16 protein-coding genes and 1 other annotated feature (1 of these 17 only partly in view) are annotated in these 13,086 nt (G+C 39.5%); of the genes, 3 read left to right on the top strand and 13 right to left on the bottom strand.

Annotation, left to right across the window (positions count from 1 at the left end):
- Positions 1–86: 86 nt before the first annotated feature.
- Complete coding sequence (locus IV84_RS00310; protein ID WP_052694486.1) at positions 87–428, top strand: hypothetical protein; 342 nt, start codon at positions 87–89, stop codon at positions 426–428.
- Positions 429–441: 13 nt separating this feature from the next.
- On the opposite strand, the gene IV84_RS00315 is transcribed toward IV84_RS00310, so the two are convergent.
- On the bottom strand, positions 442–1,338 hold the full coding sequence (locus tag IV84_RS00315; RefSeq protein ID WP_046871274.1) for a cation diffusion facilitator family transporter: 897 nt from the start codon (positions 1,336–1,338) through the stop codon (positions 442–444).
- A 101-nt stretch (positions 1,339–1,439) separates the two neighbouring features.
- Positions 1,440–3,002, bottom strand: a complete 1,563-nt coding sequence (locus tag IV84_RS00320) for a bifunctional metallophosphatase/5'-nucleotidase (RefSeq protein WP_056985957.1) — start codon at positions 3,000–3,002, stop codon at positions 1,440–1,442.
- Between the two features lie 207 nt (positions 3,003–3,209).
- Between IV84_RS00320 and IV84_RS00325 the strand changes: the two genes are divergently transcribed.
- Positions 3,210–3,671, top strand: a complete 462-nt coding sequence (locus tag IV84_RS00325) for a hypothetical protein (protein WP_046871272.1) — start codon at positions 3,210–3,212, stop codon at positions 3,669–3,671.
- A 59-nt stretch (positions 3,672–3,730) separates the two neighbouring features.
- On the opposite strand, the gene IV84_RS00330 is transcribed toward IV84_RS00325, so the two are convergent.
- The 11 genes from IV84_RS00330 to IV84_RS00375 form a co-directional block, all read right to left on the bottom strand.
- Positions 3,731–4,411, bottom strand: coding sequence for a phosphatase PAP2 family protein (locus tag IV84_RS00330; protein WP_046871271.1), 681 nt, complete (start codon positions 4,409–4,411; stop codon positions 3,731–3,733).
- Positions 4,412–4,423: 12 nt separating this feature from the next.
- Complete coding sequence (locus IV84_RS00335) at positions 4,424–5,080, bottom strand: HD domain-containing protein (RefSeq protein WP_080945514.1); 657 nt, start codon at positions 5,078–5,080, stop codon at positions 4,424–4,426.
- Positions 5,081–5,091: 11 nt separating this feature from the next.
- A complete protein-coding gene (rny, locus tag IV84_RS00340) occupies positions 5,092–6,639 on the bottom strand; it encodes a ribonuclease Y (protein ID WP_056985958.1) in 1,548 nt (515 codons plus the stop codon).
- 466 nt (positions 6,640–7,105) lie between these two features.
- On the bottom strand, positions 7,106–8,080 hold the full coding sequence (locus tag IV84_RS00345; protein WP_046871268.1) for a Gfo/Idh/MocA family protein: 975 nt from the start codon (positions 8,078–8,080) through the stop codon (positions 7,106–7,108).
- A gap of 15 nt (positions 8,081–8,095) precedes the next feature.
- Positions 8,096–8,542 (bottom strand): hypothetical protein, encoded by a 447-nt coding sequence (locus IV84_RS00350; protein ID WP_046871267.1) that lies wholly within the window; start codon positions 8,540–8,542, stop codon positions 8,096–8,098.
- A gap of 142 nt (positions 8,543–8,684) precedes the next feature.
- Complete coding sequence (locus tag IV84_RS00355) at positions 8,685–9,284, bottom strand: GNAT family N-acetyltransferase (protein ID WP_056985959.1); 600 nt, start codon at positions 9,282–9,284, stop codon at positions 8,685–8,687.
- Between the two features lie 482 nt (positions 9,285–9,766).
- On the bottom strand, positions 9,767–10,318 hold the full coding sequence (locus tag IV84_RS00360; RefSeq protein WP_046871265.1) for an NUDIX hydrolase: 552 nt from the start codon (positions 10,316–10,318) through the stop codon (positions 9,767–9,769).
- On the bottom strand, positions 10,311–10,751 hold the full coding sequence (locus IV84_RS11370) for an RluA family pseudouridine synthase (protein ID WP_307722701.1): 441 nt from the start codon (positions 10,749–10,751) through the stop codon (positions 10,311–10,313). The genes IV84_RS00360 and IV84_RS11370 overlap by 8 nt, the downstream gene beginning before the upstream one ends.
- Positions 10,670–11,188 carry a pseudouridine synthase gene (locus IV84_RS11375; protein ID WP_307722700.1) on the bottom strand — a complete coding sequence of 173 codons (519 nt, stop codon included), beginning with the start codon at positions 11,186–11,188 and terminating at the stop codon, positions 10,670–10,672. The genes IV84_RS11370 and IV84_RS11375 overlap by 82 nt, the downstream gene beginning before the upstream one ends.
- 13 nt (positions 11,189–11,201) lie before the next feature.
- Positions 11,202–11,834 carry a TMEM175 family protein gene (locus tag IV84_RS00370; protein WP_046871263.1) on the bottom strand — a complete coding sequence of 211 codons (633 nt, stop codon included), beginning with the start codon at positions 11,832–11,834 and terminating at the stop codon, positions 11,202–11,204.
- 140 nt (positions 11,835–11,974) lie between these two features.
- Positions 11,975–12,517, bottom strand: a complete 543-nt coding sequence (locus IV84_RS00375; RefSeq protein WP_046871262.1) for a hypothetical protein — start codon at positions 12,515–12,517, stop codon at positions 11,975–11,977.
- A gap of 206 nt (positions 12,518–12,723) precedes the next feature.
- Here IV84_RS00375 and IV84_RS11050 point away from each other — a divergent pair, with 206 nt between their 5' ends.
- Positions 12,724–12,870: a hypothetical protein gene (locus tag IV84_RS11050; RefSeq protein WP_100077831.1), complete on the top strand. Its 147-nt coding sequence runs from the start codon at positions 12,724–12,726 to the stop codon at positions 12,868–12,870.
- 135 nt (positions 12,871–13,005) lie between these two features.
- Positions 13,006–13,086: a binding site (T-box leader), on the top strand (it continues 159 nt past the right edge of the window).

The raw sequence follows: 13,086 nt of genomic DNA on the forward strand, positions 1-13,086 counted from the left end.
TGACCATCTAGGAAAACCTTACACTAACCTTTTTATGATAAAGGTCTATACTTAATTTGTAAACAATTATCTAAGGAAGGTCTATTATGAGTAATTCAGTATCAATCACAGAACTAACTGCACCAAATCAACTCAAAGCCGTTACCACGTTTGCAAAGTTCTATATCAAACTTTACAAGTCAGAAAACCTTGAGATTATTTCTTCATATGTTCCCGCTGGTTATTTGAGTGACATCAACGCCTTCATTGCGCGGAATCGTTACCTAACCAAAGAGGAACTGCTATCCATCAGTATTGAAGCTTCCCGGGCAGATTACATTCAAGTAATCGCGCACCTTGGCCAAAGCTTCACTCCTAATGGTGCTCCAGAAATATCATGGAATGACTGGGAAATTTCTCATCACAAACATCTTGTGGTAGAAAGCTAGTCAGCAACATCCATTAAATATCATGCCGGTCGCGCGTAAATAGCTCATTACTTTTTCCACGAAAAACTTCAGCCTGTAAAGTCACGTGATCCACGTGATATTTTTTTTGCAATAAATTCTCTAAATCACGGTAAACAGGCTCCACATCACTTAATAATTGATCGTTTAAATTAATATGTGCAGAAAACATAATCCGATTTTCATCAATTTGCCAAGCGTGAATATGATGGACATTGACCACTCCAGGCTCTTTTAACATATCACGTTTCATTGCCTCAAAATCAAGATTTGGAGCCGCCTGCATCAGAATATTAATTGATTCTTTTAACACAGGCCATGTTTCCCATAAAATATAAAGCGAAACTAAAATCGTCACAATTGGATCTACAAGGTCAATCTTCCAAATTTGAATGATAATGGCACCAATGATAATTCCAAAAGACGACAACGCATCACTCAGAATATGAAGATACGTCGCTTTTATGTTTAGATTATCCTTTGCCCCTTTGCTTAACAACAAAGCCGACCCAAAATTTGCAATTGTCCCAATGATGGCCACAATCAGCATAATGCCACCATTCACTGCCTCTGGGTGAAACAGACGGCGGACACTTTCCCCCATTAAAACTACGGATACTAAAATTAAAAATATTGAATTGATAAATGCTGAAATGATTTCGGCTCTTCGATATCCAAATGTTTTTGAATCATTTGAATTCTTGAGCCCGATTCGACTCGCTACATACGCCAAAACAACTGATGCAGAATCGCCGAGATTATGAAAGGCATCAGAAAGAAGTGCTAAACTACCAGAAAGCATCCCTCCTATTAACTCAACCACTGTGATCAAAGCATTCAAAATTGTAACAAGTAGGAATCGTATCCCGCTCATATTTGAATTATCATGCATCGTAAAACTCCCCTTCAGCCATAATTATCAACCAAAATAGGTGAGTAAGCAAGTCCCGTTCATTATACAAAAATAAGGCCTCCGAATTTTAATCGTTGGTCTTATTTTATAACCTTAAAATTATTATTAACGGTAGCTTCAATGATCGGATGCTGCTGAAGATAATCGGCAATTAATTCTGACATGGCTTCCGTATTTTCGCGAATAATTTTCGACTCGGAAAACATAGGATAATGACCACCACCAACAGCCCGATACTTATTCAAAACAATTTCAAATGAGTCATTGGCTTCAATGGTATGCCCCTTACAGCTTAATTGGGTAACCCGTTTACCAATTGGTTTGGAGATATCTAATGTGTAGTCAATGCCTTCATACATATCATAATTATAATGACGTTTTTTGGGCGATAGATACTTTGGATTTACCATCAATTGATTATGGCCATCCAACGTGAAATACTTGGCGCTCACTTCCAATGCCGCCCGCAGATCTGCTCCGGAAACTCGCAGCACTGCTAGTGAGTTAGGATAAATATAATTTGTAACCACTTCACGCATCGTAATTTGGCTACCAAATCCGGTTGCCTCATCATTGAACAAGGCCGTCGCCGAAATGGAAGTTCCTGTAGCTGCCATTTGAACTTTTTGAATAAACTCAATAAATGCCGACTCTTCAACGCGCGCCCGAAAGGGATTGTTAATTCTCATATCTCCATGAACTTGACCCAGTGGTTGATCCAACCAAGTCTGCGTGTCAGTTTCAACATCTGACATAATGGCCCTTAACTTTTTATGTACTGGTGCTTTTGCAGCCGAACATAATTCAGCCGTAGCATCCACCACCATGTGGGGACGACTTGGATCAATTTTTAAAACGATTTTGCCAACCGCTGCTCCGCGATGACCGGCTTGCACAATCGGCACACCAAATAATTTAGTTGCAATTAATCGATGTTGATGGGCAGAAATTAAAGCATCAATGCCTTTCACCGTTTTCAGAAGTTCATAGCCAACGTTCTCGCCACGAAGCGATTCGGTTTCTATCCCCGATTTCAAATCGCGTTCAAAACCGCCATGATAAACAACAATCACAACATCGGCACGTTTTCTTAGCCACGGAACATAACGTTTAGCAGTATCAAGTACCCTGTTGAATTTAAGTCCCTTAATATGTACTGGATCTTCCCAGAAAGGAATGTAAGCCGTTGTTAACCCCAAAATGGCGATCCGAACTCCATGAATTTTTAAAATTCGATAAGCGCCATCACCAATTGGTTCATCATTGTCATTTAAAATATTGGCTGATAGCATCGGATAATCTGTACTTCGAATAGCAGCGTTTAGATAACTCATTCCATAATTGAACTCGTGATTACCTAATACCCCAATATCATACCCAATCGCATTGTACGCTTTAAGCAGGCGTTGCGGTGCGGACGGATTACTAAATTTAGCCAAATATTCGGTTAACGGTGACCCTTCTAAAACATCTCCCGCATCAATAGTTAAAACGGGATCTGTTGTTTTTTTGCGTTCATTTTCAATAATACTCGCCGCTTTTAAAAGACCAAACGGCAAATTGGAATGGCGTTTCACAAAATTAGTTGGGTACACGAAGCCGTGAACATCACTTGTTGAAAGTAACGTTAAATTAAATGCCAAAATCTCGCCTCCTGCAAAACTTTTGATAACTTAAATTCTACCACAAACTGATCTCATCGCGTTGGTTTTTTAAGATGAAACGAACTATAACAATGTTTTTTACATAAAAATCCCCTATTTTGTAATTTATCATCCACTATTAATTGACCCCAACCCGCTGAAATTCTATACTTACGATATTACAAATACGAAACGAGGAATTTTTAAATGACCTATCAAGTCGATTTCAAAACTGTTTCAACAGTGGGACTCGAAAGCTCACCAGTTGCAAAAGCTCTGGCTGGCTTACGCGCAAACGAAGCTCGCTATTACTGGAACAAATATAAACATATTTTTACCACCGTTCCTGCCGACGGGGATCCCGAAACCGTTGCCTGGATAGAAAAAATTCTTTTAGAAAAAGACATGAAGTTTGCGGATAAACCATTGGAAACCACAACTTTTGAAGTCGATAACATCAAAATGGCCTATATTTTTTACGAAAACGGTCTTGCGGTCAATGTGATGTATAGTTTAGATCCAGCTGGTAAGCGCGCCGTTGGGTTTAAACTCTCGGACGGAATGGCTATTCCTAAAGAATTTGAAGACAAATTTAAATTTGCCCATCAAAAATCGCGTTTAGCTGGAACGATTCGCGGATCCTACTTTGTAATCAAAGGTACTTATTAGTATTAAAAAGGCTTCAAACGAAGAAAATCGTTTGAAGCCTTTTTTAGTCTTAAATTATTTTAATGGCGACTATGCCGACCTTGCGCGTCAGTCTCTACATATCTTGCGACCAAATCGTAAAACTTATTATACAACCAACGGGCGATTGCCAACCATGCAACGGCTAAGAAGAACGCCGCAAAGACATCGGAAGGATAATGGGCACCAAGGTAAACTCTGGAGTACATAACTAACACAACCCAAATGATCAATACAATCTGACAAACCTTTTGCACCGTTTGTGAATTGATTTGGCTCACAAAGAACCAAACCAAGAAAAAGACGATTAGCACAGCGCCAAATGTATGCCCACTTGGAAAACTAAATCCCGTTTCAGGAATTACTTGATTCCATCTTGGCCGGGGCCGTTGGGCAATTTCTTTGAAGATATAAGCCACCACATCGCCACCACCCAGGGTAGCTAACGTCCAGATTGCATCAACCCGCAGCCGCATGAACCATAAGACGGCAGCAATAATAACGGCATAGACAATTGCAAATTTTGGTTCCGCAATCGTCGTAACGGCCTTCATGATGTCAGTTACGAACGTAGGCATGCTGTTTTGAACAATACTAATGATTCCTGTATCGAATCGCAAAAGCAAAGCAGAGTTGGCTTTTACAGCCGCTAGTAATAAAGCAAAAAGAAAGCCCGAAGTCCAGGCATATTTAGCAGAAATTGAGTTTTGATTTTTTAACATGAGTCGCTCCAATTATTTATTTTGATTCCATTCAGCTTTAAATTCTTGTAGAAAATCTTCTAATACCGCTGTTCGATGTTGCGCAGCTTGTTTAGCAGCGCTGGTATTCATTAAATCTGCAAGCTTTAAAAGCTTTTCATAAAAGTGGTTAATCACCGTTTCATTCTGACGATATTCATCGTGAGTCATTTTTTGCCGGGGAGCAATCTTCGGATCATACATGATATGGCCATGGGCCCCGCCATAATAAAAAGCCCGGCCAATCCCAATTGCACCAATCGCATCCAGACGATCCGCATCCTGAACAATCTGCCCTTCAAGGGTTAATTGGTAATGATGTTCAAGATTCTTCGAAAATGACATGTGTGTAATGATTGCAAAGATTGCGTCAATATCAGCTTGGAAAACCTGATGGGCTTCTAAAAATGACCTGACTTCGTTTTCTGCCTTGGTTTGATCTGCTACAATTTTTTCATCAATTACATCATGCAACTCCGCACTTACCAGAACGACAAAAAGACGCCCTTGTGCACTGTCTTGAGCCAAGCGCTGGGCCATTTTTACAACCCGTTGAATGTGAGCATAGTCATGTCCCGTTTTGTCATCACTTAGCTTTGAATACACAAACTTATCGACTGTCTTAAGAATCTCTTGTTCTTTTTCAGTTATTTTTTCCATGTTTACCCCGCGTACTCAACCACTTGTAATTTACGAACAACTGTCACCTTCACCTGACCAGGGTAGGTAACTTCTTGCTCAATTTGATCTTTAACATTGCCAGCCAGCTTCTCAATACTCTTATCGGAAGTTTGGTTAGGCTTAACAATTACTCGAAGTTCACGGCCCGCCTGAATGGCGTAGCTTTCCTGAACTCCAGGATATTGGTTGGCAATTCCCTCTAAACTAGAAATTCTTTGTAGATAGTCTGCAGCAGATTCACTACGAGCACCCTGGCGCGCACCAGAAATGGCATCGGCAGCAGCCACTAGATCAGAAATAACATATTTAGCTTCTACATCCCCATGATGAGAAGCAATTGCATTAATCACAACCGGATCTTCATGGTATTTAGTTGCAAGCTCTACACCTAATTCCACATGGGTAGCCTCAACATCACGGTCAATTGCTTTTCCAATATCATGCAAGAGCCCCGCCCGTTTCGCTAGGTTTACATCCTCGCCAAGTTCAGCCGCAAACACACCTGCTAGATTGGCTGCTTCGATCGAGTGATCCAAAATATTCTGGCCATAACTGGTCCGAAAATGCATTCTCCCAATCAACTTGATTAAATCGGGATGCATATTTTTAATATTCAACTCATTAATTGCTTGCTCACCGAACCCACGAATGAGTTCATCCACTGATTTCACAGTTTGATTTACAATTTGTTCAACAATGTCCGGATTAATCCGATTTACTTGAACAATCTGCGTCATTGCGCGTTTGGCAATTTCACGACGCATGGGATCATACCCATTCAAGGTAATCATCCGTTTTTGATCATCAATATTAATATCAATCCCTGTCAAAGCCTCTAAGGCCCGGACATTTTGACCAGAATTCCCGATAATTTTACCAAGCGCCTCATTGTTAGGCACTTCCATGGTTCGGTTAGATGAATAAACATGGGACCGAATCCCACTGTGCTCAATGGCGTGAGAAATTAGATTTTTGGCTTCCTTTTCGCTACTGCTCTTATATTCAGTTTCTGTGTTTCGAACAACTCGTTTTTCTTCTTCTTTTAAGTCCCGAGAAGTTTGATCTAAAACGTAATCTTTTGCCTTAGCTTTGCTCATTTCGGCCGTTTCTTCTAAGGTTTCTTCCCGTTTGCCGATTAAGCCTTCTGCCTGTTGTTTTATTTCTTTTAGTGCTGACTTATCATCTTTTAAAGCGTCTTGTTTGCTCTTAAAGTTATCAGAACGCCGGTTTAAAAGATCCTCTTTTTCTTTCAAAACTTGATCACGTTGATCCAACCAGGTTGCCTTACGCTCATTATCTTTCACATCAGTTGTGATCTCTTGATCAATTGACTCTTGGTAAGCTAAAGTTTCAGCACGTCCTTTTTTATGTTCTTTTTGGGCGGCAGCTTTCCCTTCTGCCTCAGCCTTGGCAAGCGTCTGTTGTGCTTGTTCATGGGCTATTTTCAACTGTCGCTGATGTTCAATTTTACGAATTTCAAACCCAATTGCAACAGCAATCAGAAGGATAATAATACTCACAACAAACATCTTGGTTGCCTCCCATTTTAGAATTTAATCGTTAATTTCATATCTTTCATTATATCACACTGTCACAAATTGCTTCTCGCTTTTCCAGACACCCGATTGCCTAATAAAAGGCATCAAAAAAGCACCTTTCAAGAACCTGCTCAACTTGAAAAGTGCCTGGGGGATAGATCTAAGTACCAATCTAAAACATAAAGTTTCAAGGTACATATTGTTTCAATTACGATTCCTTACCTTTCCTAGGATTCAGTAGGAAGAGTAGTCAAGCGTATTTGTACGCATCTAATTAAAAAATCTTTCACAAAACTTTCTTCTTAAAAACGTTGCAACATGATAAGCATCGGTCCATCCAAAAAATCGGCCGATATTTGCAGGTATTACTTGGTACGAAGATCGAACCCTACCCCAAACAAAGAGTAGCATCTTTGAAACTAAGTCACAAGCAAAAAGACATAAAATATCAACTATCTTAATCTTCTGCATACCAGCTGTGATACAAATCTTCAATAATCTTGGTTGTTTGCAGTGTAATAGCCGGTTTCATAATCGGACTTAATTGTTTACCGTTTAAAATTTGTTCAGAAACATGATTAAATTCATACACAAATTCACTCGCCTGGGGGTGCGCAAACTTCTGCGTTTTATCGCCAACTGTCAATTCATAATGATCTGTTTTCCAATAATTGGGAACCTTTAATGATCCAGTTGTGCCCCAAAATGTCATTTGACTAGGCACTTGATCAGTCGTTGTCGTTATATAAACGCTCGCCAGAACTCCCGAACTCAATCTAAAGTTTACTTGGACTTGGTCATCCGCCTGCGACCCAACTTTACTAATTTGACCCTGATAAGCTGTAATATCGCTTTCCAAAACCAGTTGAAGGTACTCTGCAGAATATGAAGCACTGCCATAAAAAGCACCACCACCTACAGACACATCATGGAACCAGGGAATTTTTTCAATGCCTGGATGTGATTCTTGAATCGTGACCCCTTGAATATCTCCAATCGCATGTTTAGTTACGAGCTGCTGTCGAACCTGATCGGTAATTGGTAAAAAGGCCGCCTTTTGAGCTTCCATGATGAAACAATGTTGCTTTTTAGCCAATGCAAATAGCTCTTGTGCTTGCGCGAGTTTTAAAGTAAATGGCTTTTCCAAAAGAACATTTTTATGATTGTTCAAGGCCAGTTTGGCGCCATCATAGTGACCGGCATTCCAAAGTGGAATGTAAATCACGTCAATATCAGGATCCTTACAAAGTTCTTGATAACTCCCATAGGCTTTTGAAATGTTAAACTGACTTGCAACCACTTCGGCCTTTTCTAGTTTACGTGCTGCAATTGCCACCACTTCACTATTAAAAGACTCACGAATTCCTGCAATAATTCGGGGAACAATGGAGGCGGCCCCCATAATGCCATATCGAATAATTTTTTGTGTCATGTTATTGCCTCAAACTTAGTCCTTCTTTGGCTCCTCGTCTGAATCTGGATCGTTAATCATGCGCCACTCACCTTCGCCAGCTTTGGAAATATCATTCACAAAGCCAGTTACCATTTGTGCGCGTTCCATATCTTTTTCAGATAAAACGTTCAAACCTTTTCCAGTCGTCATTGGAATTCCAAGTTCGAACTGCTCTTTACCCATTTTTCCTTCTGTAAAGGCAACGACCCAATCCTTGGTATCAATTTGTGTATATAAGAAGAACAGTGAAAAACCGTCTGCCAAATATGCAGGTACAGCCCAAACATTTTCGCCAACTTCTTGCATTTCATTACCGTTGAAATTGTATTGACTGGCATTATCTTTTGTAATTCCGTGATTTAAAACCAACAGCATTTGTTCAAACTTTTTATCACCTAATGATAATTCTACATCTTGGAAATCTTCATCCTCATTACTCATTTTAATTACCCCATTACTTTCTATTTTTCTTGATTACATTGATTTTATAATAAAACAAAGGTAAAAGATACCGCAACGATTAGAAAAAAGCCGAATCCAGACATTCATCTGAATTCGACTCCTATTTTTTATATTTAAGAACCTAAGCGTAAACTGGTTCGGTTGTTACAATTGGTTTTTGCATATGATCATACATATGATCGCCAATCTTTTTGGTGCCCACTTTTTTAAATCCATGACGCGCATACAGACGCTCGGCAGCGGGGTTTGCAAGATCCACGTTCAAGCCAATAATGGTATCGCCATCCTGACGAACAAAATCAGGCAATGCTTTTAGCAATCTTCCGCCAATGCCTTGGCCTTGATACTCAGGGTCAACAGCAATGGAATCAAGATACCATTCATCTTTAAATGCTTCTAAATCAGGATCCAAAACATCCCCATCAAAAATATTTGCTTTAAGCGTGATTCGATCAATAATTGCATCCAAATCTTCTTCATACTGGTCTGGGTAACCAAACGCTACCCCAACCACTTTGCCTGTGGTCGTTTCTTCTGCCACAATCGTTGTGGCCTTTTCACCAGTGTAAGCATCCGTTTGGTAAGCTCGTTGTAACACGCGCATCCAAACAGGGTCAGGAACATCATCCAATTCATCAAGCTCCATCTCATCATAAATAATATTAATTAATGGCGCTATCTGACCGGCATCATCTTTATCAGCTTCACGTATAATTATCACAAAAATCCTCCTTTAATCTATTTACTAGATTACGGTATGCCGATAAAAAAGTAAAGCTGTCTGTTCCAATGCAAGTATAAGTTTACAAAAAGATAAGTATCTAAAGTTTGAAAGTATAAAAATTCATCTAATTAACTGGTAAAAAAGATTAACAGTTTAAATTCCGTCTTCCAGCAAATTTGGGCTGGAACGTAGTGGGCACGACTTAGAGCTGAAATTCACATCTCTAAGCTCGGCCTTTATCTAAGCAAAAATCGCTAAGATAAATAACACTACTGAGCCCATTTGCTTCCAGACTGATTCATACGCTGTCGATTCTTGTAGCAAAAATAGCCGCAAAAATTCGCACCTCGTTCCAGGCCAAGTAAGCCGGAGAACGGCAAGTAATCTAATTTCGGTGGGCTAAAATGTTTAATAACAGTTACTAGAACTACTTCTATATTTTCAATCTTTAGTAAATATTCTAAACTGGTTGCATGCCACTATTTACCAAACATCTCATAATAACCTACCGCAGCAATTGCCTGTGCTGAACGAATTCGGCCCTGCTTGATCAACCGTTTTAAATGATCATAACGAATCAGTTGGCTATTCACAAACTCATCCGCATCAAAATGTTGCGCAATCTTTTTAGCTGGATCAATCTGAGCCACAATTAATACAACCTTCTCTGTTGAAAAACCTTCTGAAGCCGTAATTGTCGTCAGCTCTCGCACTTGGGTTGCTTGATAGCCCGTTTCTTCTAATAATTCCCGTTTAGCTGCATCTTCCGCCGTTTCGTTTGGATTAATTAATCCTGCTGGTAAAGACAAGCTTTCTGCATTAATTCCTACACGATATTCTGTATTTAACAAAACATGCTGATCCGGTGTAAATGCCAAAATCGTAACTGCCGGTTGATGCACAATCACATCTCTGTTTACCACCAAACCATCTGGCGTTTCAATTTTTTGTTTATCTAATTGAAAAATTGGCCCCTCATATACTTGTTTTTGAGCTACGATCTTTCCTGATTTACCTTCATTTTTAAACATGTTTTAATTGCTCCATATCTTCCGGAAGTTTCACTTTAAACGTCTGTTCTCGATCAGTTAACGGATCCGTAAATGTCAGAGATTCAGCATGCAGAGCCTGGCGAGTGATGCCCATATCTAGCGGACCCCCGTATAGTTTGTCACCTAACAGTGGATGACCCAAAATGGTAAAATGAACACGAATTTGATGCGTTCGGCCAGTTAACAGCTCTGCTTCTACTTCAGCAAAGTTTTCATACTGATGAATCACCTGAAAACGCGTTTGCGCTTGTTGCCCATCTTCCGAAATTTCGCGATGAATCCCGTCAGCCGTTTTAGCAATTGGTTTATCAATCAGCCCTTGTTTTTCAGTCAATCTTCCCGAAACAAACGCCCGATACTTTTTTTGAATCGTGTGCTGCTCGATTTGTGGCGATAAAACGCTAGCTGCCAACCGATTTTCGCAATTAGCATCACGCCACTTGTGAACCGATCCAACCGTGTAATCACATGGGGAACCAAATCTTGACTCCCTTGATTTTTCAAATGGCCCTTCACCCGATTAACGACCGTGTCATCCCGGTTACTGGGACCGGGCACCGACGGCAGACCAGCGGGTTTATCAATCACCAGCCAATTAGCATCTTCGAAAACTACGGTCAAAGGTTCAAAACTAAACGGCACATTGGGATCTGATTTTTCTTTAGGCAATCGCAAATTCAAAATGTCACCAGATTCAATAAAATCTGCCGTTGTCTTCTTCTGCCCATCAATCCTCAACATTCCTGATTTCTTAATGGAACTAATCAGTCGATGACTAAACCCCTTGGAAACCAAAAAGGCCTTAATTTTCAATCGCTCTGAAGTTGCGTTTTGCATTGTCATAATCATAATAAACTCTCCATTATTTTGAAGCCTTGAGAACATGGCGCATCGACTTGCTTAGACGTAAGTACGCCACAAAATGATACACGATTCCTGCCAGTAATAAAAATGTTCCTAGCCAAATCGAAAAAAAGGTTGCCAGAATTGCCAGGCCGTATATTGAAACACTTCTAATCGGATCAAACTTAATTGCTTGATAAAAATGTTGTTGATCTTGTTTCATTTTGGTAAGTTCTGAATGATGCCGAACATAGGTATACAGCCAGGCAAACGTCAATGAGATAAATAACGCCACCAAGTCATAGTAGATAAACGCCACCCGCATATCGGCCACGTTGCCCACAGTTAGAGAGTGAGCAACTAACGCCGTTGGATAATCAATCAAGGTCACAGAAAAGAGCATCACTAAATTAATGACATTCAAACTCGTATTTGTCAGTTTTAACGTCTGAAAAAAATCATGATGAAACAGCCAAACTGTGCCAATGTACAAAAATGAAACGATATAAGCAAACATCGTGGGCCACTGTTTAACTAATGCAGCTAACAAATGACCGGCACGGTATTCTGGAACGTTAAAGTCCAACACCAAAATTGTGATTAAAATTGCATAAACCCCATCACTAAAAGCCTGCATGCGATCAACTTTCATACGCCAAACCTCCCCACTTTTAACCGTTACTAAGATTCTTTAATTATATACTAGTTTATCAGGGACAGGAATGGAACTAGTTGAAACAAAAAAAGGATCCTACTATTATGTAGAAATCCTCTTAACATTCATTTTCACAATTAAATATAAAAATTAGTTAGTTCATTTTTGCGCAGATACTGGACTCCCCATTTTGAGACTGGCTGCTGCGTAGTTGGTTTAAATTGCCAATTCAACAAGATTGTAATCAATTCATCATTGCTAAGCTGGGCAGCCATTCTTGCAACTCGCACGGTCTGTCGATCCCAAGAGCAGGCCTGCTCATTGGTTTGATCATAAATGACATCCGTTAAGAAACCAAGGTTGCTCACTAAATTTCCTTGATTGTTTAAATCTCGATCTTTAAACCAGCGTAAAACTTGAATGCCATCACCAGAAAGTTCCACTGTCTGGTGATCTAATTTGGAAATTTCATCTAAAAACTTAGCATTGGACATTTGCATTAAGGCGCGAGCGACTCTAATTTCTTCTTCGTTGTAATTACTTAGCGCTCCTTTGTCATCCTCAATTGAATTCATGATACGATTTAAATGCCCGAACGTTGTAAAAAAGTTTACAGGTTTGGGTTGCTTTCCTTTGAGCTGCTTTTCAATCCAACTAATAAAGTATTCATGTTTTTTCATAACAAGTCGCCCTCCTTTTCAATTCTGGCTTTTTCAACTTGTATTTATCTTACCCAAAAAATGTGTCAGCAACATTACCAAGTGTTGAAACTGAGATTAATAAAAGCTTACATCGCTGTATTAGTTTATTTTTATTTAAAATATATTTGCATTTTAGGGTGGTTTAAGATTACAATGATAATAACTTATTTTTTAGGAGGAACATCATGCGATCACCATATAACTCATTTGCAAAACGCCGTCCAGTTGCTGGTAAGCGTGAACGTCGCCGTCGTCAAGCACGAATCGTTGCTATCCAACGTTTCGCTAAAGGCAAGACTGAAAAAATTGCTGATACATCTAAAGTTAAATAATAGGCTTTTTGCCATTTTTAAAAACAACTGCCATTTGGCGGTTATTTTTTTTACAATTTATTTCAATTAATTTTCAATTTAGACTTGACGAAAGTTCGTCGACGGAGTAGATTAAAAGCATATTATAAATAAATGAGAAAAGCTATGAAAAGAAAAGTAAGAGAAATCGCCATTGTTTAGCGAGCGTCGTTTGGTGCAAGGACGTCAATGAATTTC

The sequence above is a fragment of the Pediococcus damnosus genome (assembly GCF_001437255.1).
GTDB lineage: Bacteria > Bacillota > Bacilli > Lactobacillales > Lactobacillaceae > Pediococcus > Pediococcus damnosus.